This is a genomic window from Shinella sp. JR1-6, assembly GCF_004284735.1.
Classification (GTDB): domain Bacteria; phylum Pseudomonadota; class Alphaproteobacteria; order Rhizobiales; family Rhizobiaceae; genus Shinella.
Genome location: NZ_SHMI01000028.1, coordinates 35,086 through 58,832 on the forward strand (window position 1 = coordinate 35,086; position 23,747 = coordinate 58,832).

Here is a 23,747-nt window from a genome sequence, read left to right on the forward strand (position 1 = left end):
CCTGTGGAACAGAAAGCGGCTTCGGGCCTTTTCCTGTGATCAGGGAGAACGGACATGAAGCACAAACTTCTGGCAGACGATGCAGGCGAACGCACGTTCATCCTGGTTCTTGATGAGGGCGATGAAGCTTTCGGGTGCATTACCGCCTTTGCCGAAAGGGAAGGGGTGACCGCGGCATCGATTACCGCGATCGGCGCCTTCCGTGTGGCCACCATCGCCTTCTTCGAATTCCAGACGAAGACTTACCGAAAGATACCTGTCGAGGTTCAATCGGAAGTGCTCAGCATGCTGGGAGACGTGGCGGTCGATGACGCGGGCAAGGCGAGCTTGCACCTGCATGTCGTGCTCGGATTTGAGGACGCAAGCACGAAGGGAGGTCATTTTCTGGAAGGCTACGTCCGCCCCACCCTGGAGGTCGTGCTGCGCGAAACGCCGGTCAAATTGCGGCGGCGGCATCGGGCCGATCTCGGCATGGCGCTGATCGACGTCGGTTAGCAAACGGATTGGGAGGCTGTCATGGACAATAAGGACAGATTGATCCTGGCGCTTGCAGCACTGCTTCGTGCCGAGCGTGAAACGCGCGGCGCGCTGATGGAAGCTCTGGAGGAAGATTCGATTTCGCGCGAAACGCTGCTTGCCATCCTCTCCGACCCCATCCCGATCGTCACGCAGGAGGATATCGCGTTCGCCGAGCGTTTCGCCTTGTCGAAACATTTGCCGCTCGAAAGGAAAGACTGATGGCGCCGCGTGCGTTCTGGAAAGGCTACCTCAAGCTCTCGCTGGTGACCTGCCCGGTTGCGATGTCGCCGGCGATTTCGCAGGAAGACAAGGTGCGTTTTCGCACGCTCAACGGCAAGACAGGTAATCCCGTCGTCAGCCGCTATGTGGATGCGGTCACCGGCAGGGCGGTGAACGAGGACGAGGAGGTGAAGGGTTATCCGCGCGGCGAGGATGATTATGTCATGCTGGAGGATGACGAGATCGAGGCGGTGGCGCTGGAAAGCACCCGTACCATCGACATCGAGACCTTCGTGCCGCGTGAGAGCATCGAATGGATCTGGTACGATTCTCCGCATTTCCTGGTGCCGAGAGACACGGTCGGCGAGGAGGCTTTTTCCGTTATCCGCGAAGCCATGACCTCAACGGGCACGGTGGGCATTTCGCGGTTGGTGCTCTACCGCCGCGAGCGGGCCGTGATGCTGGAACCGCGCGGAAAGGGAATTGTGCTGTGGACGCTGCGCTACGGTGACGAAGTGCGTAGCGAAGAGGACTATTTCGCCGGTCTAAAACAGACAAAACCGGATTCTAAGGCGTTGGCGCTGGTCAAGACGCTGATTTCGGAGCGCACCCAAAAATGGGATCCGAAGATGGCGGACGATCCGGTGCAGGACCGGCTGCTCGATATCATCGCGGCGAAGAAGAAGGGCCGAAAGCGCCCTCCCAAGGCCAAAACACCACCGCCGACGGCGGGCAATGTCATCAACATCATGGATGCCTTGCGCCGGAGCATCAAGGCGGAAAGCAAGGGCAAGTAATCAGCCTTTCGCCTTAGCAGCCTTCAGCGGCACTGCCGCCTTGCGGAAATCTGCCCAGGGATCGGCGCTCAGCGCCTGAAGGCGTGCCGGTGTATTTTTGACGGTGAAATAGGCCGGGCCGATGTCGGCGCTGAGCTCTTCCCAGGCGAGCGGCATGGACACTGCCGCGCCCGGACGGGCGCGGGTGGAATAGGGCGCCACCGCCGTCATGCCGCGCTGGTTGCGCAGGTAATCGATGAGGATCTTTCCGCGCCGCTTCGACTTCGTGATGGTCGAAACATATTTGTCGGGGCTGTCCTTGGCCATCGCATCGGCGATGGCCTTGCAGAAGGCCTTGACCGCCGGCCAGCGGGCGGAGGGTTTCAAGGGTGCGCAGACATGCAGGCCCTTGCCGCCGGATGTCTTGACGAAGGCCTCCAATCCGGCTGCCTCCAGGCGCCTGCGTGTTTCCTCGGCCGCGTCGATGATGGCCTGCCACTCCACGCCCTCGCCGGGGTCAAGGTCCATGATGATGCGGTCCGGCCGCTCCCAGTCGTTGAGCGTCGAGCCCCAAGGGTGAATTTCCAGAGCGGCGGACTGAACAAGGCTTACTAAGCCGTCGAGATCCTCGATCGCGACGTAGGGCTCATCGTCCTTGTTCGCAGGATCTTGCACCTCGATGATCTTGGCGGTCATGCCTTTCCAGGCGTGTTTTTGGAAGAAGGTCTGGCCCTCGATGCCGGTTGGCGCGCGCAAAAGCGCGAGCGGCCGGCCGACGATATGCGGGGCGATGTAGCGCCAGACCTCGGTGTAGTAGTCCGCAAGCCCTTCCTTGGTGACGCCCTCGTCGGGCCAGTAGACCCGGTCCGGGTGTGTGAGGCGCACGGTGCGGCGGGGTGGTTTTTCGGCTTTCGGTGCGGCGCCAGTCTTTGACTTCGGCATCTCGGCAACGACCTCCTTTGCGGGCTTGTCCTCCCTCAGGCCGCGGAAGGAAGCATGGCGCAAATGCCCGTCACCCGTCCAGGCGCGAAACTCCACTTCGGCAACCAGTTCCGGCCGCACGTAACGCGCCTGGCGGGCTTCCTCGGCCGTCAGCTTGCGGCCGAAGGGACTCTCGTCGGTGCGCATGCGCGAGAGGCGCTTGAACAGATCGGCGGCGACGGGGGCGGAAAAGCCGGTGCCGACACGGCCGACGGGCTCGAGCTTGCCGTTCCTGTAGACGCCGAGCACGAGCGAGCCGATGGCCTGGCGCGAGACGGTGGATGGCGCGTAGCCGCCGATGACGAATTCCTGCCGGGCCGAGCATTTTGACTTTATCCAGCTCTTGCTGCGGCCTTCGCGATAGGGCGCGTCCCGCAACTTGGAGACGACGCCCTCAAGGCTGAGGCGGCAGGCATGGCGCAGCACGAGCGCTCCGTTCTCGTCGAAATGGCCGCTGTAGCGCAGGATGCCCTGCATTCCCGGCACGAGCTTTTCCAGCAGCGCCTTGCGCGCTTCCAGCGGCAGGCGGGTCAGGTCGTAGCCGCCAAGATGGAGGAGATCGAAGAGATAGAAAGTGAAGCGGTCGTCGCGCCCCGCGCTGAGATCGGCCTGAAGGGCGGAAAAGTCGGATGCGCCGGCGACCGTCTCGACGACGAGCTCGCCGTCGATCAGCGCCGTGCCGACGGGAAGGGCGGCGAGGGCGGAGACCACGGCCTTGCCGAACTTCTTCGTCCAGTCCAGCCCGCTGCGGGTCAAGAGCTTGACGCGGCCGGCCTCGATGCGGGCCTGCAGCCGGTAGCCATCGAACTTGATCTCGTGCAGCCAACGCTCGCCGGCTGGCGGCGAAGTCGCGAGCGTTGCCAGTGTTGGCGGAAGGAAGCCCGGCAGCTTCGCCTTGCGTGCGCCCTTGATGCCGGAGGGATCGGGTGCTTCGACGGTCGCCTCTTCCTGTTTTCTTTCCTTCGCTTTCCTCGACAATTTTCGGATGCGGCCAGTCTTCGAGGACCAGCCCGGTTCTTCTCCGGCGACGTCTTCGATATCCCGGCCCGTCTTGACGGATTCCGGGCGTTCGTCGAGCAGGTCGTCTTCGCCCTCCACCGCAGCGAACTCGTCGTCACCCTTGATCAGCAGCCAGTTCTCACGCTTCTCGCCGGGTTTGCCGTGCATGCGAACGAGATGCCATCGGCCATGCAGTTTTTCGCCGTCGAGCGTGAATTCCATGTGGCCCTTGGCATAGGCTTTCCGCGCGTCACCGATCGGCTCCCAGGTGCCACGGTCCCAGACGATGACGGTGCCACCGCCATATTCGCCCTTGGGGATCGTGCCCTCGAAATCGCCATAGGCGAGCGGATGGTCCTCCACATGCACTGCCAGACGTTTTTCGCTCGGCACCAGACTTGGGCCGCGTGTCACTGCCCAGCTCTTAAGCACGCCATCCATTTCGAGCCGGAAATCGTAGTGCAGTCGCGTCGCGTCGTGCTTCTGGATGACGAAGCTGTGGCCGCTCTTGCGCGCCTTGCGGCCGCGCGGCTCGGAGGTGGACTTGAAGTTCCGTTTCTGCCGGTAGGTGTCGAGCGTCGCCATGCTCATCCTGCCTTGCGGCGGCCTGCGGCCGTCTTGCCTGTTGCCGCAGTTTTCTTCGCCCTGCGCTTGGCGGGTGTTTTGTCCTTCCCTGCACTCTGACGCAGGGCCTCCAAAAGATCGATGACCTTGCCCTCTGGCTTCGGTCGCGTGGTCTTAATCTTGCGGCCCTCGATCTTGGCCTTCACCACTTCGGCCAGGGCCGCGTCATAGCGGTCGTCAAATTTCTTGGGGTCAAAGCGGCCGCTCTTGGTCTTGATGATATGTTCGGCAAGTTCCAGCATCTCGCCGTTGAGCTTGAGGTCGGGTATGTCCGAAAATGTCTCCTCGGCCGAGCGAACCTCGTAATCGTAGTTGAGAGTGGTCGCGATGAGGCCCTCTCCCTGCGGGCGTATCAGGAGGGTGCGGACCCGGCGGAAGAGCACGGTTTCAGCCACGGCTGCCACCTTTGCAGTCTTCATGCCCTCGCGGATGAGTGCGAAGGCCTCGGCGCCATGCCGGTCCGATGGTGTGAGATAATAGGGTTTGTCGAAATAGAGGTCGTCGATATCGTCGCGAGCGATGAAGGCCTCGATCTCCAGCGTCTTGTCACTCTCAGGAACGGCAGCGGCGATTTCCTCGGGATCGAGCGCGATATAGTCGTTCTCGCCCGCCTCATAGCCCTTCACCTGGTCCTCCCGCTCCACGACCTTGCCCGTCTCGCTGTCGACGAACTCCCGGTGCAGCCGATGGCCAGTCTTGCGGTTGAGCATGTGGAAGGCGATACGTTCGCTGGTCGAGGCGGCGGTATGAAGGGTGACCGGGCACACCAATTCGCCCACCCTCAGGAAGCCTTTCCAGTTCGCTCTCGGTGCCACGCTCGTTCTCCCGCTTCAAAGCGAAGGCAATGCGGGCAGTCGCCAAATGTTCCGATGCCAGTGAGAAGCGCGGAACCAAAGCCGATGCCGCGAATTTCCGCGCTGCAGAGGCAAACCAGACAAGGCGGCAGAGAGTGCGAAACGAATTGGACACGTTGCTCGTTCCCGATATCGATATCAGTGCCCCGATCATCAGGCCCGGAGAGAATGCCTGGAGCACGGCGACGGCCGACCGCCTCGCCGTGCTCGTCGATGGACAGGCCTATTTCAATGTACTGGAAGGCGTTCTGGAACAGGCGCGCCGGGAAGTCTGGATCGTCGGTTGGGATTTCAATCCAGATATTCCGATGCAACCCGGAGTGCCGCAGTCCCTGACGCTCGGCGCTTTTTTGCTGCGGCTCGTGGAGGAGCGGCCGGAGCTGACCGTCCGGGTGCTCGTCTGGGCCATGGGGCCGGTCTATTCCGGCAAATCGCTGAAAATGTTTCGCAAGCGGCGCTGGTCCTCCCATCCGCGCATCGTGCTCGCCTTCGATAGCCGCCATCCGATCCGCGGCTCGCATCACCAGAAGCTCGTCGTCGTCGACGATACGGTCGCCTTCGTCGGCGGTATCGATCTCACAGCCAAGCGTTGGGATACTAGCGATCACCTTGTCGACGATCCCAGGCGCAAGCTTCCCTCTGGCAAGCCTTATGAACCGGTGCACGACATGCAGGTGGCGCTTGAGGGCGATGCGGCGCGTCTTGCGGGAGATATCGCCCGCCGCCGCTGGCTTTTTGCTACGGACGTGACCGTTCCGGCGGTGGCGTCTCAGACGCAAATCTGTCTCAAAGGCACGACAGATATGATGACGAACGTCGAGGTCGCCTTCGCACGCACGGAGCCTGCCGTTCGTGGACACGCCGCCGTAACCGAGGCAATGGACCTGACAGTCGCGGCGCTCAAGGCGGCACGGCGCCATATCTATATCGAGAGTCAGTATTTCGCGTCAAACCGGGTCTGCGACGTGCTGTGCGCGCGGCTTGCCGAGCCGAATGGGCCGGAGGTGGTCGTCATTTCGACGCTGAGTTCGCACGGCACCATCGAGCGCCTCGTGCTCGGCGCGAACCGCGACCGCTTCATCCGCCGCCTCAGCCAGTGTGACAAACACGGTCGCATGCGCGCCTTCTACCCTGTCGTGCCGAAGCCCGATGGAACGGAACAGGAGATTGTTATCCACTCCAAGCTGGTGATCGTCGACGACACCTTCCTGCGTGTCGGCTCGTCCAACCTCAACCAGCGCAGCGAGGGGCTGGATACCGAGCTCGATATTGCAATTGAAGCCCGTTCCGATGCCGAGCGCGGTGGCATTCTCGCGCTGCGGGACCGTCTGCTTGCCGAGCACCTCGATATCGATCCGGCCATCTTCGCTTGCGCGGTTCGCGCGCAAGGCATGTTGGGTCGGACGATCGATGCGCTCAACACCCGTGAGCGCGGGTTGCGGCCTTTCCGCGATGCGGGGGGCAAGGGAGCGGTTGCGCCGGTCGTGGGAACCGGCCTTGTGGACCCTGTCGCCCCCTGGTGGCCATTCTCGGCCTTGGCCGGCGCGGTGCAAAGCTTCTTGAGCCGTCAGCTTGCGCCCTTGCGCAAACCGGCGTCGGTGCTTGATCCCAGAAAAGTCTCGTTGGCGAGCAGCGAGAGCAGCCCGAGCGGAAGCGGAATAAAGAAATAGATGACGCGGAAGGCGATCATCGCACCGATGGAGGCTGATCCGCCGAGCAGGAAACCGACTGTCGCTTCCAGCACACCGAGCCCGCCGGGCACATGGCTCACCAGTGCCGTAAGATTGCCCACCACGTAGGCGGCGGTCGTTTCCATGTAGCTGGCTTCTCCGTTCAGAAGCTGGTGTAGACAGGCGGCGACAAAGGCGAAGTTGACCGTACCGATGAGGATCTGCAGCGCCGCGAGGTGCAGCGGCGGCAGTGCGAAACGCCAGCTACGAATCCTCAGCTCACCGCGCAGGAAAGCGGCAAGCGCCAGATAGGTAGCTCCGAGCGCAAGGCAGACCATGCCCAGCGTGGCGGATGCGGTGGTTCCGAGCCCGGCGATCTTTCCCGCGGTGCCGGGAAGCAGGATGAGGCAGAACCCGGCCAGCGTGATCAGCCCGAGCCCGACGGTCGCACCGCAAAAAACGATCAGCTTGGCGATCTCCTCGTTATCGAGACCCCAACGAGAATAGAAACGGTAACGCACCGCGCCGCTGCTGAGCGCCGCGACGCCCACATTGTGGCCGATGGCAAGGCTGGTGAAGGAGGCGAGCGCGGCGCGCGGATAGGAAAGCGGCTTGCCGACATAGCGCAGCGCCAGAAAGTCGAAGACCGTGAGGCAGAGATAGGAGCAGGCCGCGAAGGCGAGCGCCAGGGCGAAGTTTCCCTTGGGAATGGCGGAGAGGGAGGTGCGGATATCGCCCCAGGAATATTGCGCCAGCGTCCGGTAGATCAACAATCCCGCGGCGAGTGCCGCAAGGGCGACGAGCGCGTGGAGGATATGGGTTCGTTTCATGTGGCGCATCCTTCCCGGTCAGTCGAAGCGGAACGAAAACGGAGCTTTTGTGTTCCCGAAACGTCAGAAACGACGAGAGGAAGGCATGGGCAGGCAGCTGAGGATCATGACGTACAATGTGCACAGTTGCTTCGGCACGGATCGGAAACTCGATCCCGGGCGCATCGCCGAGGTCATAGCCGAATGTGAGCCCGATATCGTTGCTTTGCAGGAGGTGGACGTCGCGCGGGCGCGCAGCGGCGGGGTCGATCAAGCGCAGACCATCGCCAACCATCTCAGCATGGCCTCGCACTTCCATCCCGCGCTGCACCTAGAGGAGGAGCGTTATGGCGACGCGCTGCTGACGGCGCTGCCGACACGTCTCGTCAAGGCCGATGGGCTTCCCTCGCGCGGCGAGCCGCGGGGCGCCCTGTGGGTGGAGGTGCCCGTCGGTGACGTAGTACTACAGATTTTCGTCACCCATCTTGGCCTGCTTGGCGCCGAACGTGTACGCCAGACCGAAGCTCTGATCGGGCCGGGATGGCTGGGGGCGCCGATGGCGGAGGATGCGCGCGTCATCCTTGCCGGTGATTTCAACGCGGTCTCGCGCTCGCCGTCCTATCGCATGCTCGCGCGGCGCTTTCGGGATGTGCAGATAGATGCCGGCGGCCGGCCCGTCTCAACCTTTCCCTCCCGCCTGCCGCTGCTGCGCATCGACCATATCTTCATCGGTGAGGGGATTTCCGTTCGCCGGACCTTCGTCCACGACACACCACTCGCCCGCCGGGCATCCGACCACCTGCCGCTCTGTGCGGACCTGGAGATCGCGTGATGCGGCACAATGGGCCTTTCATCGCAACAGCCGCTTGGTCGATCCCCAAGACGGTCGCGGGCCGTTTTCCAAAGACGGGCAGTGGCCTCGAACGCTATGCCGCCGTCTTCAACGGCGTCGAGATCAACTCGACCTTCTATCGCCATCACCAGAAGAAGACGTTCGTGCGCTGGGCAAGTGCGGTGCTAGCGCATTTTCTTTTCGCAGTGAAAATACCGCGCGATATCACGCATGAGGCGCGCCTACGGAACATCGGCCCGCTCTTCGATGTATTCGTGGACGAGATTTCTGTGCTGGAGGGAAAACTTGGCCCTTTGCTGTGCCAATTGCCGCCGAGCCTCAGATTCGACGCCGCCGAAGCCGAAGAGGCTTTCTCGGCCATGCGCCGCATTTTTACCGGCCCGCTCGTGCTCGAGCCTCGCCATAAAAGCTGGGCGTCCGCACCCGCCCGCGTGCTTCTTCAGAAATACGCTATCGGTCGTGTTCTGGCCGATCCGCGCCCGTATGGCCCGTATCCGATTTTCGTGAGGCGCCGGAATATGTCCCGTTGCACGGCACGACCCAAATTAATCACTCCAGCTACGACGATGCCGACATCCGTCGCATCGCCGATCAATTCGGTGCGGAGAGCTGGTGCGTCTTCGACAACACGGCCTCGGGCGCCGCCATCGAAAGTGCACTGGTGATGCGGGATTACATGGCGGGCCGGCGGGATGGATGAACATTTCTTTGCGCGCGACGTGGTTGCCGTCGCTGCCGATCTTCTCGGCGCGCGTCTGCTGGTCGATGGCGTCGGCGGGCTCATCGTTGAAACGGAAGCCTATAGGCAGGACGACGAGGCATCACACAGTTTTCGCGGGCATACGACTTGGAACGCGGCGATGTTCGGGGCGCCGGGACGGGCCTACGTCTATCGCTCCTATGGCCTGCACTGGTGCTTCAATATCGTGTGCGAGCGCGGCAGCGCCGTGCTCATTCGCGCGCTCGAACCGACACACGGGCTGGAGACGATGATGGCGCGGCGGGCAGTCGGCGAGGCACGCAAGCTGTGTGCTGGGCCGGGCAATCTGTGCAAGGCGCTGGCCATCACCGGGGAAATGAACGGGTTGTCGGTTCTTGCCGATCCTTTTTCCCTGGAGGCTTCCTCCGACGTGCCTGCTTTGATAAGTGGTGTGCGTATCGGCATCACCAAGGCTGCCGAGCGCCCATGGCGCTTCGCCGTCAGGGGATCGCGTTATCTGAGCCGCCCGACTTGAGCCACGCTCCTACGATTCCACGATATCAAGCTCGGCGGTGAAAGTCGTTCCATCACTTCCGTCGAAGGTGTGGGTGCCGTTCAACTGATTGACGACGCCTCTGATCAGGCGGCTTCCCATGCCCTGTTGCATGGTCTGCGGATCGAAGCCGACGCCGTTGTCTCGCACCGTGAGGCGGGCGCGGCGCTCCCCGATTGACTTGAGCGCGATGGAAATTCTTCCCTCGCGGCCATCGGTAAAGGCATATTTCAGGATATTGGTCAGAAGTTCGCTGATCAGCAAAGCGAGTGGGGTCGCATTGTCGGTGGAGACGGCGATCTCGTCGATGTCGTAGTCCACGGTAACGGCAGCGCCATAGGCGCTTACAAGCTTCTCGACAACGGAGGCTATGAGGTCCCGTGCGCAGAGGCGGGAGAATTCGTCGTGCCGGTAGATCTGCTCGTGCACCGCGACCATGGAGGAGATGCGGTCAGCAAGCGACCGCTGGATTTCCGCTGGCAGACGCTGAAGCTGGATGATGCTCTGGACGGCCTGCAGGTTGTTCTTGACGCGATGGTGTATCTCGCGAAGGAGCAGCTGGTTTTCCGCGATGGCATTTTGCAGCAATTGGGACTGGGCGGCTTCGCGCCGCCGCAGATGACGAATCCACTGGCCGGCGGCCAGCAGGCTGACGCTGGCGAGGACCAGTACCGAGATTGCTACCGTCACATCCCGCCAGAATCGCTGGATGCCGAAATCGTGGTCAGCCGAAGCGAGCGCGATCAGCCGGGTACCGTCGACAGTTCGATAGGCGACGATGCGGTGGGCGCCATCGACCGGCGAGATGGCCTCGTAGGTGCCATCCTGCGTGTTGATGAGGTAGTCCGTGAACAGCACGTATTTGCTCATGTCGAGCGGTCCGTCGGCGAGCGGATAGCGCGCGACGAGCTGGCCATCGGAACGCACGAAACTGACGGTGGAGTTCGGGCCGAGATTCACCGCCTCCCAGACATCGGCGAGAACCGCACCAACCTCGAAGGAAACGACGGCGGCGCCGGCGAAGCGGCCGTTTCGCTCCAGCCTGCGGCTGAAGGCAAAAATCTGTTCGCCGTTGAGGCGGCTGATCAGCAGGCTCGAAATGTGCTGTTTCGCGCCCTTCGCCAAATCCGAAAAATAGGGCCGGTCGACGATGTTGATCGGCTTCACCATGGGATCGGTCGAATAGAGGGTAGTACCCTTCTCGTCGACCACATAGGCTTTCACCTGACCAGGCAGGTCCGCGACCGCCTCATTGATGTTGCGCACGGTGGCGGAGGCCTGTGGCGTGAGGCTTTCGCCGAGCGTCTCGTCGATGCGCTGGAGGGCTTGTCGCGCGAGGGAATCGAGCAGCGAAACATTGCTTGCGACGATCTTTGAGGCTGCAATGGCCCGCTCCTCGGTGCGGCGAACGGCGTCCCGGTAGCTTGTGTTGAGCCACAGGCCGAGCATCAGGAGCAACGAGACGAACATGGCGATGATGATCATCGCAGCCGCCCTCGCCAGCGTGAAATGGATGTTCAGCCCGCGCAACACCACTATTCCCCAAGTGCGTCGGTCAACCTTAGCCGGAAGGTTGAGTTCTGTCCCGCCTTTCGTAAAGCCGACCGTGGTCGGTCATCTACCGTACCTATCGCCTCGATAGCCTGGTGTCGCCGGACATGGCCCGCTTTATGATATCTTCCAGTTGCCGCTCGCCGAAGGGCTTCGACAGGCGAAGCAGATCGGCGCGGGCCTCAGGCGGCAGTTCCGAATAGCCCGTGGCGAGCACGATCGGGATGCCCGGCCAGCGTTCCCGCACGATGTCGGCAAGTTGGGAACCGGTCATCTGCGGCATGGCCTGATCGGTGACGATGAGGTCGATGTTCCGTTCGGCGAGGAACGTAAGGGCCTTGGTACCCGAGCTGGCCTCGCAGACGCTATGGCCCATATCTTCCAGCATCATCACAGTGTTCATCAGCACAAGCGGATCGTCATCGACGGCAAGCACGCTAAGCGCATCGACCTTGTCCGGAAACGGAGGTGGTACAGTATGCTCCTCCTGCTTTTCCTCCACGCCGGCCTCAGCGATCGGGAGCCACAGTTCAGCTGTCGTGCCTGCGCCTTCGACGGAGTGAAGCACCAGCTTGCCGCTGGACTGCGCCATCAGGCCCTGCACCATGGAGAGCCCAAGCCCGGTGCCTTTGCCGACGCCCTTCGTCGTAAAGAACGGCGCGGTGGCGTTCTTCAGCGTGTCCGGGTCCATGCCATGTCCCTCATCCTGGATGTAGAGGCAGAGATAGGCTTTCTCCCGCAGCTCGGGATGGGCTTTGTGCGCATGGGTCTCCAGCCGCGCGCCGATGAGCAGGCGGCCACCCTCCGGCATTGCATCGCGTGCGTTGATCGCCAGATTGAGGAGGGCGTTCACCATCTGGTTGGGGTCGGTTCGCACCGAAGGCAGATTCAGCGGAAAATGTGTTTCGACGACGACCGCCGGGCCGATGGACCGTTGCAGCATGTCCGTCATGCCGCGAATGAGCACCCAGAGATCGACGGGTTCGAAATCCAGATCCTGACGGCGGGAAAAGGCAAGCAACCGTTGAGTCAGCGATGCTCCGCGTCGCGTCGCCTGCAAGGCATTGTCGATCAGGGACTGGGCCTCGGGCGTGGGTGAGATGCGTCGTTTCAGAAGATCGAGGCTCGCCTGAACCGCCATCAGCAGGTTGTTGAAGTCGTGGGCGACGCCGCCGGTCAGCTGGCCGAGAGCCTCCATCTTCTGCGCCTGGAAAAGCTCTTCTCTCGCCAGTTCGAGCGCCTGTTGCGCATCGCGTTTTTCCGTTATGTCGCGCGTGATCTTCGCAAAGCCGATCAGTGAACCGTCGTCGCTGCGTATAGCGTCAATGACGGCGTTGGCCCAGAAGCGTGTTCCGTCCTTCCTCAGCCGCCAGCCTTCCGACTCATACCGGCCATCCCGCCGCGCGGTTTCGAGCGCCAGCTGTGGAATGCCGGCAAGCCTGTCCTGTTCAGGAAAGAAGTTGGATAAGTGCTTGCCGATGATCTCATCCGGCCGGTAGCCCTTGATGCGTTCCGCGCCGGCATTCCAGCTCGAGACGTGACCGTCGGCATCCATCATGTAAATCGCGTAATCCGTGACGCCCTGCACGAGAAGGCGGAACTGCTGCTCCGTCTTGCGAAGCTGTTCCTCGGCCTGTTTCCTCTCTGTCAGGTCGCGGGTGATCTTCGCGAAGCCGATAAGATCGCCGCCGTTATCGCGTATGGCATCGACGATGACATGCGCCCAGAATTCGGATCCATCCTTGCGCACCCTCCAGCCTTCACCTTCAAAGCGGCCTTCTTCAGCGGCATGTTTCAAGGCCAACGAGGGAAGACCCCTGTCTCGATCGTCGGAACGGTAAAAGCGGGAGAAATGCGTGCCAAGCACCTCTTTCGCCTCATACCCCTTGAAGCGGCTCGCACCGGCATTCCAGCTGACGATATTGCCCTGCCGATCCAGCATGTAGATGGCATAATCCGTGATCGCATCAACCAGCAGCTTGTACCGGTCTTCACCGACAAGGGCCGATGCCCCATCCCCATTCATGCTGTCCCCCACCAAAGCCAACTGCATCAACGTGGAAGGTTGGGAAAGGTTCCGCGGCCCCGATACTTTTTCGTGCTCCGAAGGCCTGTGCAGCATTGGAGCCAAAGGGATTGAAACATTCCGTGTCGCCGACCGTTTCCGCCTTCTAGTTCACGGAGGAAGCGATGGATTTCACAACCTTCATGCAGAAGCGGGAGCAGGCGGCCCTTGCCTATTGCCAAGGCGAAGCGTCGGCTCTGCCACGCCGTCCAAAAAGGAGTTTTCATGACCATGCATAAGCCCGAACAAATTCGCCGACGCGCTTATGAAATCTGGCAGGCTGAAGGGTGTCCGCCACGTGGCGAGCTGCGGCATTGGCTCATCGCCGAGTCGGAGTTTGATGAGGAACACAAGCCGGCAGGTCCCTTCAGGGGATTTTCCGTGCTGGGCGAGAGAGCCGGCGGTAATGCAGGCGCTGTCGAAGCAGTGCCGGCTGCCGCCACAGATGAGGTCGTGATCACGACCGGGAAAGAGCCGGCGCGCCGGAAGATCAAGCGCACGGAAGGGCCGTAGCTTGCGCGGGACCGGTGCAGACCGGCCGCCACCGGGACGTAAAATGGCGGCCCTGCGAGGATTGGCTCTGTTCCGGTTGCGCGCATCCGCGGCAACAAATGGAACAATCGTTCACCCCTCCCGTTTGCGTTCTAGCTCGGGAGGCGTGCATGTCCGGCGAAACATCAGCCCATCTGGAAGGCAGGATCAACGCGCACCGACGGCTGCTTGTCGAACTCGTTTCGATCCTCGGCTCGATTCCCGAAGCGCGCGACGCCCTGATTGCCATGGCGCGAGATAACGAGACGGTCATCGACCATCAGGAGGATCCGGGCGTGGAGCCCGATACGGCCTTTGCCGCCCAGCAGATCGCGGATGACGAGATCAGGAGAATTCTCAAGGCTGCGATAGCGCGCCTCGAAACCATGACATGAGGATGAAACGATGGGTATGATCGACAAGATTTCCGGCTATTTCAAACAACTGGCTGGCGAAGTCACGGGTGATCAAGCGCTGCATGACCGAGGCCGCCGGGAGACAGAAGGCGCGTATCGCGAGCAGGACGATCAGGTTGTGCCGGTTGCTCCTCGCGTGATGCCGGGCGCAGATAGCGTTGTCTCGGCGCAGACTGGCCGCGAAAAAATCATTCATGCCGATGCGGTGCCGCAATTCAAGGTTTCGCAGGCGGGCCGGACCAATGACGGCGTATCCAGCGCGAAGCCGCGCGTCATCACGGGCAGCGACGATGCCACAATACATCGCACACCGCCGGGTGTGGAAACGCCCAGCCAGGACTGGTCCGTGGGTTTCGACGAAAATGCTCCGCGCCAGGATATGCCGACGCCCGTCCCCAACTATTCCGATCCTGAAGAGCTGAAGCTCTTCCGGCTGGTTCCGATCGCTTCCGCGACGGACACCAAATGGGACATTGCACCCAATCACGGCGAAGTGGTTGTGCGCGCCCGCTCGAGTGGTGATGCGCGTGTTGTGGCCGCGGAAGCCGAGCTCGACTATATGGAAATTGATGCCCTGCCAGGGGACGGCAACTCCACGACTTCTTCGAGCGCGTTTCGCAACGAAAAGCTCTACACGGTGGTTGACGAGCGTAACCCCTCATATTCGGTCGACGGACCGCGCGAGGTCGTCGCCGGCACTGTCCGCGTCGATAACATTCGCCCAACCGAGATTTGAGGAGACCGGCCGTGGCCCGCAGTCAAACCGCCCGTACAGCGGCGAAACAGCGTGATATTCAGGCAGAGGTCGCGGAGGCTGACCACAAAGGAGAGGTCGAGAAGCCGCAGGCCATGCAGGCCGGCGCGCGCCTCTATCCTGTCCCTCCCTTTCCCAAGCAGCATCAGCCTAAGCCGGGTGATGAGGCGAAGCTCGACCCACAACCGATGTACGACGCGCCCTTCTACAAGGGCTCGGAGAAGCTTAAGGGTAGGGTGGCGCTGATTACGGGCGGGGATTCCGGCATCGGACGAGCGGTTGCGGTCCTCTTTGCCCGAGAAGGTGCGGATGTCGCGATCGCCCATCTTGCGGAAGGAAACGACGCCAAGGAGACGATCGCTGCCGTGGAGGCGGAAGGGCAGCGCTGCATCGCCTTTGCCGGCGACGTCAAGGACAAGGCGTTTTGCGCCGATACGGTAAAGTGCGTGGTCAAGGATCTCGGCCGCCTCGATATTCTCGTCAACAATGCCGCCTTCCAGGTTCACAGCAGGGACATCGTCGATCTTTCCGAAGAGCATTTCGACGAGACACTGAAGACCAACCTTTACGGCTACTTCTTCATGGCGCAGGCGGCGGTACCGCATATGAAGCCCGGGTCAGCGATCATCAACACCGGCTCCGTTACCGGTCTTAAAGGGTCGAAAGACCTCTTAGACTATTCCACCACCAAGGGCGGCATTCATGCCTTTACGCGTTCGCTCGCCGGCCAGCTCGTGCCGCGCGGTATCCGTGTCAATGCCGTAGCGCCGGGACCGGTGTGGACGCCGCTCAACCCTTCGGACAAGGAGGCGGCGGACGTTGCAAAATTCGGCGCTAACACGCCGATGAAACGACCTGCCCAACCTGAGGAGTTGGCCCCGGCCTATGTCTTCCTCGCGTCGCCGCAGTGCTCCAGCTACATCACCGGCGAGGTGCTCCCCATCATTGGCGGCTATTGAGCAGCCAGGTACCAGGCCGATACCTGGAAACAACTTTCAAAGGATGTTGTCTGCGCATTGAGGCCCCCGTCGAGCGCGGGAGCCTTTGTTTGAAGTAGGGTCTTGCGCAATGAAGCGGTGGGCGGTTCCTGCATTTTTTCAACCGAACTGCCCACCCCGCGCGTTCAGGCAGCGTTGGCCTTGCCTTCGCGGTTCACCTTCGTTTCGGCGAGTTGGCTCAGCGCCTGGTCGGTTTTCATTTCTTCCGAAAGTGTCTGTTCGAGCAGCTGGGCGACATCCTTGTGCCCCAGCTGCAGGGCCCATGACTTCAGGGTGCCGTAGCGGGCGATTTCGTAGTGCTCGACGGCCTGTGCGGCTGCCAGCAGACCGGCGTCGAGCGCAGGCGATTCCTTGAATTCCTCCAGGATCTCCTGACCTTCTTCGAGGATGCCGTCGATGGCCGGACAGGTTTTGCCGCGGGCAGGCTTGCCGAGGATTTCGAACACCTGAACGAGGCGCTCGATCTGGTCTTCCGTTTCCTGCAGGTGTTTGTCAAACGCGGACTTCAACTCTTCGGCCTTGGCGCCGCGGATCATCTTCTTGAGCGCCGCGACGATCTTGCGTTCGGCGTAATAGATATCCTTGACCCCATCGCAGAAGAGGTCCTCCATTGTTTTCGTGGGCATTTCAATCTCCTCGCTTGGAATGAGCCGTTGATCAGCTCCGGTTTCATCAAGTGCTTTCCGTGATTGTTCCGGGTGCCGGACAAAGCGCTATCGGAAGCGCGCAGGCCGTTTCGTAAGATTCATCTGGATTTCAAGCCTGCTCGCAAAACGGCCGACAATGAGCACGAGCTTTCTGGTCTCCCGCTCATCGATGTTGTGCGATCGGCAGTACGCGATGACGTCGAACACTTTGACGGATGGTTTCGAACGCTTCTTGTCGAGATGTTGCATGACGTCGCTCCCCCGCTGGTGGTGTCACGCAAATGAATTGGGGAAGGGGATGTTCCTGCCGGCTGAGTATTTGTACGGAACCGTACATTTTCCGGCTTCTGTCCAACCGAAAGGTGCTGCAATTCGGCGGGTCGGTACGGTTTCGTACGGAGCCGGCATAAGCCGGCACACCGCTTCATCTCGCCTCTTCGTCGTGACACATTCCGCTCTCCCGCAAGGGAGGGCGCAGTTGCCGTTTGGCGATTGGGCGGAGGCCTCAAGTCCTTCGTTGCCAAAGCTCCCCCGAGCGTTGGCCGCCCTATCCTTTGCGCGGCGTGCTCGGTTACGGAACGTTTGCCCCGCTTTGCCATTGTCTTCTCAATCCGGGAGGCGGCAATGGAACGGTATTATTTCAAGATCCAGGATCAGGACGGCGTACTGCAGCCTGATCGCGGTTTCGAATTCGCGGATATGGAAAAGGCCAAGGACGAGGCAAGGACGCTTCTTGCCGAGATGGCCATCGATGGTTTGCCGAATGAGCCGGTGGACAGTATTTCCGTCGAATTGCAGGATGCCAACCGCGTGCCCATCGTCACCTTCCGGCTGGTTCTCGAAGCGATCCCGCACGGCGCCCAGGAGGTGTGACAGCGGGGGCAGGCCCTTTCGCCGACGCGGTCACTCACCGCAGGCGAAAACCGGCGTGGCATCTTCGCGGCCCATGCCGACCAGCGCACACATTTCCGTTCCTCTGTCCGCTTCCGTACCGACGCCAGACTCTGGGTTGTCTCGCCGATTTTATGGTCATAGATGGACAGCCATTGACTTTAGGAAGACCGAAGCCTCTGGCGGATATGCGGTCGCTTAACCGCATGGGATCGTTGGATGGATGACGTATGGCAGGGCAGGTTTCGAAACACCCTGTTACGGCGTTTAGCGGAAGCGAGCCTGCAGCGGTTCGCCGCGCAATTGGAGTGCGTCGATCTCCCCCGTTCGTATCAGCTGTCTTGTCCCCATCAGCCGATGGAACACGCCTATTTCTTCGAGAGCGGCATTGCATCCGTCGTCATCCGCTCGCCGGAGGGGCAGCGTAGCGAAATCGGGATCATCGGAAGGGACGGCATGTGTCCGGTATCGGCGGTCCTTGATGTCGACGCCGACCCATTCTCTATCCACATGCAGATGCAAGGCCAGGCTTACCGTCTTCCCGTTGCAGACTTAAAAGCGGTTTTGACGGAAGATCGCGAGGTTCAAAGGCTGCTTGCGCGCTACACGCAGGCACTGGCTGTCCAGCAGGCCTATACCGCGCTTTCCAATGCCGTGCACCATATCGACGAACGGCTCGCCCGATGGATATTGATGTGCCACGACCGGGTGGACGGTTCGGATATCAGCCTGACGCACGAATTCATGTCGATCATGCTCGCCGTGCGACGCCCCAGCGTGACGACGGCGCTTCATGTGCTGGAGGGCAAGAAGCTCATCTACTCCGAGCGCGGCGTCGTCAGCGTGCGTAACCGGGCTGGCCTGGAAGCCTTTGCGCGCGACGCTTATGGCGAATGCGAAAAGGAATACGAGCGGCTCATCGGCGCCGTCGTCTCGCGGCCGGCTAGCTGATCGCTTCCTTGAAGGGCACCTGCGCCATCAGCTCCCCCCGTTCATCGACGATTTCGAAGAGACGCGTTTCATCGACGTGCCCCTTTCGCAAATCCTCGGCCAGAATCTCGCGCGCTGCAAGACGGGCCTCAGCGAGGGCGGCGTCCAGCGTATCGAAATCCGCACCCTCCCGGTCTTCGATCCGTTCCGTTCGGCTGCAGATGTGGAAGAAGTAGTGGGTCATGGATCGCCTCGCAGCGTCATTGCTCCCATAGGGACTGGCGAAGCCGCCAAGTGTTCCATTTTCTTTCCAGTCCCATCTGTACGCTATCGTACGGCAACCTCCGCGGGCCCGTCTCGTTTCCTTCGAAATGGAGGAATGAATGGACGCCTTGGTATCCGAACCCGTTTCTCAGACGGTCTACGCCGGCATAGAAGCCCAGCTGCCCGCGCTGAGGCGCTTCGCCCAGCAGTTGACCCGTTCGGCGAGCGACCGGGAGGACCTGATCCAGGAAACGGTGATGCGGGCGCTTCGGTCCTCGCATCAGTTTCACCCCAATACAAAACTCCGCTCGTGGCTCTTCACGATCATGCGCAATAGCTTCAACACAGAATATCGCCGCCGCTGCCGGGAGCCTGTCGGACTGGACGACGGCCTGCTAGAGCGGGCGAGCATCATGCCGCCGCAGGAATGGGCGGTTCGCCGCAGCGAACTGCGCTGCGCCCTGCGTCGCCTTCCGCCGCGCTCGCGCCGTACGTTGCTGCTCGTGGCGATGGGCGTTAGCTACATCGATACCGCACGGCTGTGCGACTGCGAGATCGGCACGGTGAAAAGCAGGGTCAACCGTGCGCGCAAGATGCTCGAAGACGACATCGGCCGCCCCGGGGCGCAATGACGAAATAGCGGCGCGGTCGCGGCTGTTCTCTGGAACAAAGGCCGGTCTGAGCGGTTGGCTGTCATCATTCCCAGATCAAACCGCGGAGCAAGACGATGGCCGATCGCAAGACAGTATCTCGTAAGGAGGATTTTCGAGACTACGAGGAGCGGGACACTCGTGACGGCTGGCCCTATCCGGACGATGACGATGCACGTCGAGCCGCGCACAACTTGCCTTACGCAAGCCCCGGCGCTGATCTGGATCAGCTGGACAACGAGGGTGTCGCGATCGCGCGTGATCCCGCCGCGCGGGACGTCAACGGCGCGCCACTGTCGTTTGCAGATGAAACGGGCGATTTCATCGGCGACGACGATCTCGAGGCGCGCATCATGGAGGCGCTCGAAGACGACGACAGGGTCGATCTTGCAACGCTTGAGCTCACGATCCGCGACGGCGTCGCGGTGCTCGACGGCGCCGTCGATAGTGAAGAGGACCGCCGCCACCTCATCGGCTTCCTGCGCCGTGTGAAAGGGGTGCGTGACGTCGAGGCTGGCGGGCCTCTTGCGCGGGGTGTGGACAGCCATTTGCCTCGCGACGTGACGGATTGAAGTTTCTCCGTACGATTTCGTACCATGATACCGCTTTGAATCGCACCTATACGGACCTAGACTCATGCCTGTCGCACAGAGGAGGCGGGCGTGGGCAGCTACACTTCCAAGGGGACTTTCGAGCCGGACGAATTGGGCGCATTGAAGTCGGTCTTCGATGAACTCACCTCGCAACCCTGGTTCGATGCGTCGGAGGAGGCGAGGGAGAGCTTTGCCAAGTATCTCTTCGAGACATTCCCCGCCGTCACGTTCGACCCCGTTAAGCATCGCTCCATCATCGAGGCCTCTGCCCGCATGTTCTACACGCGGGATAGCGCCTAGCGCTCTGTTCTGAACCATCGCTCCATTGCCGCGTTGCAAACCTGATCTCTGAAGAAGAGGAGAAGGTGCAATGTCCGATGACAGCACGAAAACCATGTGGGCAACATTCGCGACCCGAGAGGCCGCCGACCGCGCCGTCGAGCATCTCGTACAGCAATGCGGAATTGCCCGTACCGATGTGTTCGAGGAGCCCGATACGGAGGAAAATACGGCTGGCACAGCGCCTTCCGGCGGTGACGCCACCCGCGCCGACGCGCCGCTCCACGGCGAAATCCGCGTTTCCGCCGATATCGCGCGTTTCGATCTTCTCAAGGCCGAACAGGCCTTCCGCCATGCCGGCGCGCGCAATGTCAAGGCGCAATAGGGGCCGGTAAAACCAGTAAGGAGTTTCCCATGGCTATTATTCCGACCGAACCCGGCCCCGGCCCGAATCCGGTTCCCGACCTGCCGCCCATTGGCGAGCCAAGCCCGCCGATCAAGGAGCCGGAGCCCGAGTACCTGCCCGATGAGGAGCCCAATCCGAACCCCGACGAGAACGACGAACCGGCCAAACAGACTGGCCTTCGCTGACCTGGAAAGCCCGTTGGGCCTCGCCGAATGAAACAGGTCGGCGGGGCACGTTTGTCCTATGGGCTGGACGGTGTTGCTGCCGGCTCGCGCCAAGTGAAAAATCCGGCATCAGCCTGAAGTTATTTTAAGAAATCTCAAAAGCAACGCGGAACCAAACGCCCGTATCCCGGTTTGCTCCTTGCCTTCAACGGCTGAACACGAGGAGACATCATGAAAAAGCTTTTGCTCGCCGCTGCATTTGTCGGCGCATCGACCCTTGGCGCCTTCGCCCAGAGCTCCACGGCCCCTGCCACCGATGGCGACACCCCGGCGATCGCGACCCCGGACGACAAGAACGCCACTGCGCCGGTCGAAGGCGCAAACAGCTTCACCGAGGAACAGGCCAGGGAGCGCATCGTCGAAGCGGGCTATGCCGACGTCACCGGGCTCGCGCTCGACGACAAGGGCGTCTGGCGCGGTACCGCGATGAAGGACGGAAAGTCCGTCAACGTCGCGCTCGACTACCAGGGTAACATCGTCGCCAACTAAGAGGATATTTCCATGAAAAAAACCGCTACCGGACTTTTTGACGACTACTCCGATGCACGCGCCGCTGTCCGCGCCCTCGAAGCAAGGGGTATCCCCTCGGATGACATCAGCATCGTCTCGAACAACGTGGACGAACGGCAGACCGGTGACACGAATGCCGCCGAAGGCGCCGGAACGGGTGCCGGGATCGGTGCAGCCGTCGGCGGCGTCGGTGGCCTCCTGACCGGCCTTGGCATTATGGCCATACCGGGTGTCGGTCCGGTGGTCGCCGCCGGCTGGCTTGCCGCAACCGCGGCCGGCGCTGCCGCAGGTGCGGTCGCGGGGGGCGCGGCAGGCGGCATCATCGGTGCAATGACGGAATCCGGCGTGCCGGAGGAGCATGCCCATGTCTATGCGGAAGGCGTGCGCCGCGGCGGCACGCTTGTAACCGCCCGGGTCGAGGAGAACCTCTATGCGGAAGCCGAGGCGGTTCTGCGCCAGTCGAACTGGGTCGATCCGGTCGAGCGGCGCGCGGCCTATACCGAACAGGGTTGGACGCGCTTCGACGAAACGCTCGATCCCTACGGACCCGCAGAAATCGAGCAGGAGCGTCTGCGTTATCGGCGCTGATTGCAAACCGTATTTCTCGGTTTGAAGAAGGCCGGTCCGCGAGCTGCGGACCGGCCATCCTTATATCCCGTCGATCAGTGTGCCCGGTTCTTGCCCGCCCTTGCCAGGGCGGCGAGAAGGCGTAAATTCGTTCCATTATCTCTGGAAGCCGGACGCGCCGAAACAAGCCTCGGCCAGAAACTGGAGGCGTGAACATGACCGCCCCATTGCGCTCAGCGCCCCTCAACAATCTCCTGCAGCTTCTGCCGGAAATCGATTTCCAGATGCTGGCGCCGGATCTGACACACAATGTCTTTCCAAAGGGCACGCCACTGGCGCATCGTGACAAGCCGATCGACGCAGTGCATTTCCTGACCTCCGGTATAGGGTCTGTGGTGATCATGACGCCGCTCGGGCGGCGCGCAGAAGCCGGTATCTTCGGCTTCGACGGATATATCCCGACTGCCGCGGTCACCGGTGCGCGGATCAGTTCCTACGACGTCACGGTTCAGCTCGATGCCGAAGGCTACAGCATGGAGTTCGATGATTTCCGTCGCTGGATGGACCAGAGCAAACCTTTCGTGCAAATCATGAACCGGTCGATGGAGGGGTTCGCCGTTCAACTGGCGCACACGGCGGTCTCGAACGCGGTGCATGACGTCAACGCGCGCCTCGCCCGCTGGCTTCTCATGTGCCACGACCGCTCCCGCAGCGATGAGATGGCCGTAACGCACGAACTCCTCTCGGTGCTCCTCGGCGTCAGGCGCCCCAGTGTGACGACCGCGCTCCACGTCCTGGAAGGCGAAGGCCTCATCCGCTCACTGCGGGGCAGTGTCGTCATCCGCGATCGCTTGGCCCTCGAGGCTTTCGCACATGATTGCTATGGTCGACCCGAAGCGGAATATCGGCGTTTGATGAGTGATTTATCGTCGGAAAAGGTGAAGTGACAAGCAATCCGGAGGAGAGTTCGTTTAGATTATGAGCTAGTGCAAATTTGCAACGCGTTTTGCGGACGTTCGGCCCGCAGTCATCTCTTGCCATGGGCCGGCCTAAATCTGGCGTACTACGCCCTGCTTTGCATTGCCGCGCTGGCGAAGAGCAAGACCAATCGCCGGCATAGCTTGTTCTTGCGCTATCCTGTTTGTCGTGGGCGCAACAGCAATCTTTGCGTGAGTGAATATTCATAGCCGGATCGAGCGCGCAAAGATTCTGCAGTTGCCCGTGAACGCTCCGGCCAGAAGTCGGATCATGGGGATTGGCGGGCCGGCCCCGTCGAACAGCTACCGCGACCTATTTGCAGTTTAAGATCGATGTGTTCTGGAGGTATGGCAGGGGCATCGGTTCGTATCTCTTCAACGCTTTATATGCGTATATCCTTTTGCTGATCCAATTGCGGCGGACTGACGCGAAGCAGCGAAGATTATAGCCGCAGTAGCGTCTTGATAGCCCGTCGCTCGTCCATGGCGCGATAGCCCTCGGCGACGTCCTGCAAGGGGAGTTTGAGGTCGAAGACCCGGCCGGGATTGATCTTCCGGCTCATCACCAGGTCGATCAGATGCGGCAGGAAGCGGCGCACCGGCGCGGGGCCGCCGAGCAGGTTCTTCTGGGCGAAGAACAGCTGTTGGCCGTCAAGCGATACGCCATGCGGCACGCCGACGAAGCCGATCGAGCCGCCGGGGCGGGCGGCGGCGATTGCTTGCGACATCGATTCCTGCGTGCCGACGCATTCGAGCACGGAGTCCGCGCCCACGCCGTCCGTCAGGTCCTTGATGCGGGCAACGCCGTCTTCTCCGCGTTCGGAGACGATATGCGTTGCGCCGAATTCGAGCGCGAGATCTGTCAACGGCGGAGTAAAAACCGGCCACGGGGCGGAGCAAAAGTCGGCCACTGCGGCGCCGGCCTGAGACCGCCGGG

Annotated in this window: 30 protein-coding genes; 21 read left to right on the forward strand and 9 right to left on the reverse strand. The window is 61.6% G+C overall.

Features of this window, described 5'->3' with window-relative positions:
- Window positions 1–54 precede the first annotated feature (54 nt).
- From EXZ48_RS28905 to EXZ48_RS28915, 3 genes are read left to right on the forward strand one after another with little or no spacing between them, the layout of a single operon-like run.
- Window positions 55–495 carry a PPC domain-containing DNA-binding protein gene (locus tag EXZ48_RS28905; RefSeq protein ID WP_130520283.1) on the forward strand — a complete coding sequence of 147 codons (441 nt, stop codon included), beginning with the start codon at window positions 55–57 and terminating at the stop codon, window positions 493–495.
- Window positions 496–516: 21 nt separating this feature from the next.
- Window positions 517–738, forward strand: a complete 222-nt coding sequence (locus EXZ48_RS28910) for a hypothetical protein (RefSeq protein ID WP_024271507.1) — start codon at window positions 517–519, stop codon at window positions 736–738.
- Entirely contained in the window at window positions 738–1,535 is a 798-nt protein-coding gene (locus EXZ48_RS28915; protein WP_130520285.1) for a Ku protein, read from the forward strand. The genes EXZ48_RS28910 and EXZ48_RS28915 overlap by 1 nt, the downstream gene beginning before the upstream one ends.
- On the opposite strand, the gene ligD is transcribed toward EXZ48_RS28915, so the two are convergent.
- Both ligD and EXZ48_RS28925 read right to left on the reverse strand, forming a co-directional pair.
- Window positions 1,536–4,079, reverse strand: a complete 2,544-nt coding sequence (gene ligD, locus EXZ48_RS28920; protein WP_130520287.1) for a DNA ligase D — start codon at window positions 4,077–4,079, stop codon at window positions 1,536–1,538.
- 2 nt (window positions 4,080–4,081) lie between these two features.
- Window positions 4,082–4,933: a Ku protein gene (locus tag EXZ48_RS28925; RefSeq protein ID WP_050746717.1), complete on the reverse strand. Its 852-nt coding sequence runs from the start codon at window positions 4,931–4,933 to the stop codon at window positions 4,082–4,084.
- Between the two features lie 134 nt (window positions 4,934–5,067).
- Here EXZ48_RS28925 and EXZ48_RS28930 point away from each other — a divergent pair, with 134 nt between their 5' ends.
- Window positions 5,068–6,642: a phospholipase D-like domain-containing protein gene (locus tag EXZ48_RS28930; protein WP_050746727.1), complete on the forward strand. Its 1,575-nt coding sequence runs from the start codon at window positions 5,068–5,070 to the stop codon at window positions 6,640–6,642.
- Here the strand turns inward: EXZ48_RS28930 and EXZ48_RS28935 are convergent.
- On the reverse strand, window positions 6,540–7,472 hold the full coding sequence (locus tag EXZ48_RS28935; protein ID WP_130520289.1) for a lysylphosphatidylglycerol synthase domain-containing protein: 933 nt from the start codon (window positions 7,470–7,472) through the stop codon (window positions 6,540–6,542). The genes EXZ48_RS28930 and EXZ48_RS28935 overlap by 103 nt on opposite strands.
- Before the next feature lie 85 nt (window positions 7,473–7,557).
- On the opposite strand from EXZ48_RS28935, the gene EXZ48_RS28940 reads away from it, so the two are divergent.
- From EXZ48_RS28940 to EXZ48_RS28950, 3 genes are read left to right on the forward strand one after another with little or no spacing between them, the layout of a single operon-like run.
- Window positions 7,558–8,283, forward strand: coding sequence for an endonuclease/exonuclease/phosphatase family protein (locus tag EXZ48_RS28940; RefSeq protein WP_130520291.1), 726 nt, complete (start codon window positions 7,558–7,560; stop codon window positions 8,281–8,283).
- The gene (locus EXZ48_RS28945) at window positions 8,283–8,969 is read left to right on the forward strand and encodes a DUF72 domain-containing protein (protein ID WP_371261796.1); all 687 of its coding nucleotides are present in this window, start codon (window positions 8,283–8,285) and stop codon (window positions 8,967–8,969) included. The genes EXZ48_RS28940 and EXZ48_RS28945 overlap by 1 nt, the downstream gene beginning before the upstream one ends.
- A 27-nt stretch (window positions 8,970–8,996) precedes the next feature.
- Window positions 8,997–9,539 carry a DNA-3-methyladenine glycosylase gene (locus tag EXZ48_RS28950; protein ID WP_130520294.1) on the forward strand — a complete coding sequence of 181 codons (543 nt, stop codon included), beginning with the start codon at window positions 8,997–8,999 and terminating at the stop codon, window positions 9,537–9,539.
- A gap of 9 nt (window positions 9,540–9,548) precedes the next feature.
- On the opposite strand, the gene EXZ48_RS28955 is transcribed toward EXZ48_RS28950, so the two are convergent.
- Both EXZ48_RS28955 and EXZ48_RS28960 read right to left on the reverse strand, forming a co-directional pair.
- A complete protein-coding gene (locus tag EXZ48_RS28955; RefSeq protein ID WP_130520296.1) occupies window positions 9,549–11,087 on the reverse strand; it encodes a sensor histidine kinase in 1,539 nt (512 codons plus the stop codon).
- Between the two features lie 97 nt (window positions 11,088–11,184).
- A complete protein-coding gene (locus EXZ48_RS28960) occupies window positions 11,185–13,134 on the reverse strand; it encodes a PAS domain-containing sensor histidine kinase (protein WP_130520322.1) in 1,950 nt (649 codons plus the stop codon).
- Between the two features lie 264 nt (window positions 13,135–13,398).
- Here EXZ48_RS28960 and EXZ48_RS28965 point away from each other — a divergent pair, with 264 nt between their 5' ends.
- The 4 genes from EXZ48_RS28965 to EXZ48_RS28985 all read left to right on the forward strand — a co-directional run bounded on the left by EXZ48_RS28965 (window position 13,399) and on the right by EXZ48_RS28985 (window position 15,833).
- A complete protein-coding gene (locus EXZ48_RS28965; RefSeq protein WP_088016589.1) occupies window positions 13,399–13,686 on the forward strand; it encodes a DUF2934 domain-containing protein in 288 nt (95 codons plus the stop codon).
- Between the two features lie 149 nt (window positions 13,687–13,835).
- Window positions 13,836–14,099, forward strand: coding sequence for a hypothetical protein (locus EXZ48_RS28970; protein WP_130520298.1), 264 nt, complete (start codon window positions 13,836–13,838; stop codon window positions 14,097–14,099).
- Between the two features lie 10 nt (window positions 14,100–14,109).
- On the forward strand, window positions 14,110–14,856 hold the full coding sequence (locus EXZ48_RS35990) for a hypothetical protein (protein ID WP_371260171.1): 747 nt from the start codon (window positions 14,110–14,112) through the stop codon (window positions 14,854–14,856).
- A gap of 11 nt (window positions 14,857–14,867) precedes the next feature.
- The gene (locus tag EXZ48_RS28985; RefSeq protein ID WP_165909455.1) at window positions 14,868–15,833 is read left to right on the forward strand and encodes an SDR family oxidoreductase; all 966 of its coding nucleotides are present in this window, start codon (window positions 14,868–14,870) and stop codon (window positions 15,831–15,833) included.
- Between the two features lie 164 nt (window positions 15,834–15,997).
- Here EXZ48_RS28985 and EXZ48_RS28990 read toward each other — a convergent pair whose 3' ends face one another.
- Both EXZ48_RS28990 and EXZ48_RS28995 read right to left on the reverse strand, forming a co-directional pair.
- Window positions 15,998–16,498 (reverse strand): ferritin-like domain-containing protein, encoded by a 501-nt coding sequence (locus EXZ48_RS28990; RefSeq protein WP_130520300.1) that lies wholly within the window; start codon window positions 16,496–16,498, stop codon window positions 15,998–16,000.
- An 87-nt stretch (window positions 16,499–16,585) separates the two neighbouring features.
- A complete protein-coding gene (locus tag EXZ48_RS28995) occupies window positions 16,586–16,768 on the reverse strand; it encodes a hypothetical protein (RefSeq protein WP_130520302.1) in 183 nt (60 codons plus the stop codon).
- Window positions 16,769–17,143: 375 nt separating this feature from the next.
- Here EXZ48_RS28995 and EXZ48_RS29000 point away from each other — a divergent pair, with 375 nt between their 5' ends.
- Window positions 17,144–17,392 carry a hypothetical protein gene (locus EXZ48_RS29000; protein WP_024271519.1) on the forward strand — a complete coding sequence of 83 codons (249 nt, stop codon included), beginning with the start codon at window positions 17,144–17,146 and terminating at the stop codon, window positions 17,390–17,392.
- A 237-nt stretch (window positions 17,393–17,629) separates the two neighbouring features.
- Window positions 17,630–18,361, forward strand: coding sequence for a Crp/Fnr family transcriptional regulator (locus EXZ48_RS29005; RefSeq protein WP_130520304.1), 732 nt, complete (start codon window positions 17,630–17,632; stop codon window positions 18,359–18,361).
- On the opposite strand, the gene EXZ48_RS29010 is transcribed toward EXZ48_RS29005, so the two are convergent.
- Window positions 18,354–18,584: a hypothetical protein gene (locus tag EXZ48_RS29010; protein ID WP_023514017.1), complete on the reverse strand. Its 231-nt coding sequence runs from the start codon at window positions 18,582–18,584 to the stop codon at window positions 18,354–18,356. The genes EXZ48_RS29005 and EXZ48_RS29010 overlap by 8 nt on opposite strands.
- Before the next feature lie 139 nt (window positions 18,585–18,723).
- Here EXZ48_RS29010 and EXZ48_RS29015 point away from each other — a divergent pair, with 139 nt between their 5' ends.
- From EXZ48_RS29015 to EXZ48_RS29045, 8 genes are all read left to right on the forward strand, one after another.
- The gene (locus EXZ48_RS29015) at window positions 18,724–19,236 is read left to right on the forward strand and encodes a sigma-70 family RNA polymerase sigma factor (RefSeq protein WP_130520306.1); all 513 of its coding nucleotides are present in this window, start codon (window positions 18,724–18,726) and stop codon (window positions 19,234–19,236) included.
- 95 nt (window positions 19,237–19,331) lie between these two features.
- The gene (locus EXZ48_RS29020; protein ID WP_130520308.1) at window positions 19,332–19,826 is read left to right on the forward strand and encodes a BON domain-containing protein; all 495 of its coding nucleotides are present in this window, start codon (window positions 19,332–19,334) and stop codon (window positions 19,824–19,826) included.
- A 90-nt stretch (window positions 19,827–19,916) separates the two neighbouring features.
- Complete coding sequence (locus EXZ48_RS29025) at window positions 19,917–20,147, forward strand: hypothetical protein (RefSeq protein ID WP_130520310.1); 231 nt, start codon at window positions 19,917–19,919, stop codon at window positions 20,145–20,147.
- A 70-nt stretch (window positions 20,148–20,217) separates the two neighbouring features.
- Window positions 20,218–20,511 carry a hypothetical protein gene (locus EXZ48_RS29030; RefSeq protein WP_130520312.1) on the forward strand — a complete coding sequence of 98 codons (294 nt, stop codon included), beginning with the start codon at window positions 20,218–20,220 and terminating at the stop codon, window positions 20,509–20,511.
- Between the two features lie 29 nt (window positions 20,512–20,540).
- The gene (locus tag EXZ48_RS35065) at window positions 20,541–20,717 is read left to right on the forward strand and encodes a hypothetical protein (RefSeq protein ID WP_165909453.1); all 177 of its coding nucleotides are present in this window, start codon (window positions 20,541–20,543) and stop codon (window positions 20,715–20,717) included.
- 210 nt (window positions 20,718–20,927) lie between these two features.
- Window positions 20,928–21,245 (forward strand): PepSY domain-containing protein, encoded by a 318-nt coding sequence (locus EXZ48_RS29035; RefSeq protein WP_130520314.1) that lies wholly within the window; start codon window positions 20,928–20,930, stop codon window positions 21,243–21,245.
- A 12-nt stretch (window positions 21,246–21,257) separates the two neighbouring features.
- The gene (locus EXZ48_RS29040) at window positions 21,258–21,854 is read left to right on the forward strand and encodes a general stress protein (RefSeq protein ID WP_130520316.1); all 597 of its coding nucleotides are present in this window, start codon (window positions 21,258–21,260) and stop codon (window positions 21,852–21,854) included.
- A gap of 194 nt (window positions 21,855–22,048) precedes the next feature.
- The gene (locus EXZ48_RS29045) at window positions 22,049–22,780 is read left to right on the forward strand and encodes a Crp/Fnr family transcriptional regulator (RefSeq protein ID WP_130520326.1); all 732 of its coding nucleotides are present in this window, start codon (window positions 22,049–22,051) and stop codon (window positions 22,778–22,780) included.
- A 473-nt stretch (window positions 22,781–23,253) separates the two neighbouring features.
- Here the strand turns inward: EXZ48_RS29045 and EXZ48_RS29050 are convergent.
- Window positions 23,254–23,747 (reverse strand): zinc-binding dehydrogenase (locus EXZ48_RS29050; RefSeq protein WP_165909456.1); only part of this gene is annotated, 494 nt, incomplete at its 5' end.

Coding starts and splice junctions, on each gene's coding strand:
- EXZ48_RS28905 (WP_130520283.1), top strand. CDS start 55: ATGAAGCACAAACTTCTGGCAGACGATGCAGGCGAACGCACGTTCATC.
- EXZ48_RS28910 (WP_024271507.1), top strand. CDS start 517: ATGGACAATAAGGACAGATTGATCCTGGCGCTTGCAGCACTGCTTCGT.
- EXZ48_RS28915 (WP_130520285.1), top strand. CDS start 738: ATGGCGCCGCGTGCGTTCTGGAAAGGCTACCTCAAGCTCTCGCTGGTG.
- ligD (WP_130520287.1), bottom strand. CDS start 4,079: ATGGCGACGCTCGACACCTACCGGCAGAAACGGAACTTCAAGTCCACC.
- EXZ48_RS28935 (WP_130520289.1), bottom strand. CDS start 7,472: ATGAAACGAACCCATATCCTCCACGCGCTCGTCGCCCTTGCGGCACTC.
- EXZ48_RS28940 (WP_130520291.1), top strand. CDS start 7,558: ATGGGCAGGCAGCTGAGGATCATGACGTACAATGTGCACAGTTGCTTC.
- EXZ48_RS28945 (WP_371261796.1), top strand. CDS start 8,283: ATGCGGCACAATGGGCCTTTCATCGCAACAGCCGCTTGGTCGATCCCC.
- EXZ48_RS28950 (WP_130520294.1), top strand. CDS start 8,997: ATGGATGAACATTTCTTTGCGCGCGACGTGGTTGCCGTCGCTGCCGAT.
- EXZ48_RS28960 (WP_130520322.1), bottom strand. CDS start 13,134: ATGAATGGGGATGGGGCATCGGCCCTTGTCGGTGAAGACCGGTACAAG.
- EXZ48_RS28965 (WP_088016589.1), top strand. CDS start 13,399: ATGACCATGCATAAGCCCGAACAAATTCGCCGACGCGCTTATGAAATC.
- EXZ48_RS28970 (WP_130520298.1), top strand. CDS start 13,836: ATGTCCGGCGAAACATCAGCCCATCTGGAAGGCAGGATCAACGCGCAC.
- EXZ48_RS35990 (WP_371260171.1), top strand. CDS start 14,110: ATGGGTATGATCGACAAGATTTCCGGCTATTTCAAACAACTGGCTGGC.
- EXZ48_RS28990 (WP_130520300.1), bottom strand. CDS start 16,498: ATGCCCACGAAAACAATGGAGGACCTCTTCTGCGATGGGGTCAAGGAT.
- EXZ48_RS28995 (WP_130520302.1), bottom strand. CDS start 16,768: ATGCAACATCTCGACAAGAAGCGTTCGAAACCATCCGTCAAAGTGTTC.
- EXZ48_RS29000 (WP_024271519.1), top strand. CDS start 17,144: ATGGAACGGTATTATTTCAAGATCCAGGATCAGGACGGCGTACTGCAG.
- EXZ48_RS29005 (WP_130520304.1), top strand. CDS start 17,630: ATGGATGACGTATGGCAGGGCAGGTTTCGAAACACCCTGTTACGGCGT.
- EXZ48_RS29010 (WP_023514017.1), bottom strand. CDS start 18,584: ATGACCCACTACTTCTTCCACATCTGCAGCCGAACGGAACGGATCGAA.
- EXZ48_RS29015 (WP_130520306.1), top strand. CDS start 18,724: ATGGACGCCTTGGTATCCGAACCCGTTTCTCAGACGGTCTACGCCGGC.
- EXZ48_RS29020 (WP_130520308.1), top strand. CDS start 19,332: ATGGCCGATCGCAAGACAGTATCTCGTAAGGAGGATTTTCGAGACTAC.
- EXZ48_RS29030 (WP_130520312.1), top strand. CDS start 20,218: ATGTCCGATGACAGCACGAAAACCATGTGGGCAACATTCGCGACCCGA.
- EXZ48_RS35065 (WP_165909453.1), top strand. CDS start 20,541: ATGGCTATTATTCCGACCGAACCCGGCCCCGGCCCGAATCCGGTTCCC.
- EXZ48_RS29035 (WP_130520314.1), top strand. CDS start 20,928: ATGAAAAAGCTTTTGCTCGCCGCTGCATTTGTCGGCGCATCGACCCTT.
- EXZ48_RS29040 (WP_130520316.1), top strand. CDS start 21,258: ATGAAAAAAACCGCTACCGGACTTTTTGACGACTACTCCGATGCACGC.
- EXZ48_RS29045 (WP_130520326.1), top strand. CDS start 22,049: ATGACCGCCCCATTGCGCTCAGCGCCCCTCAACAATCTCCTGCAGCTT.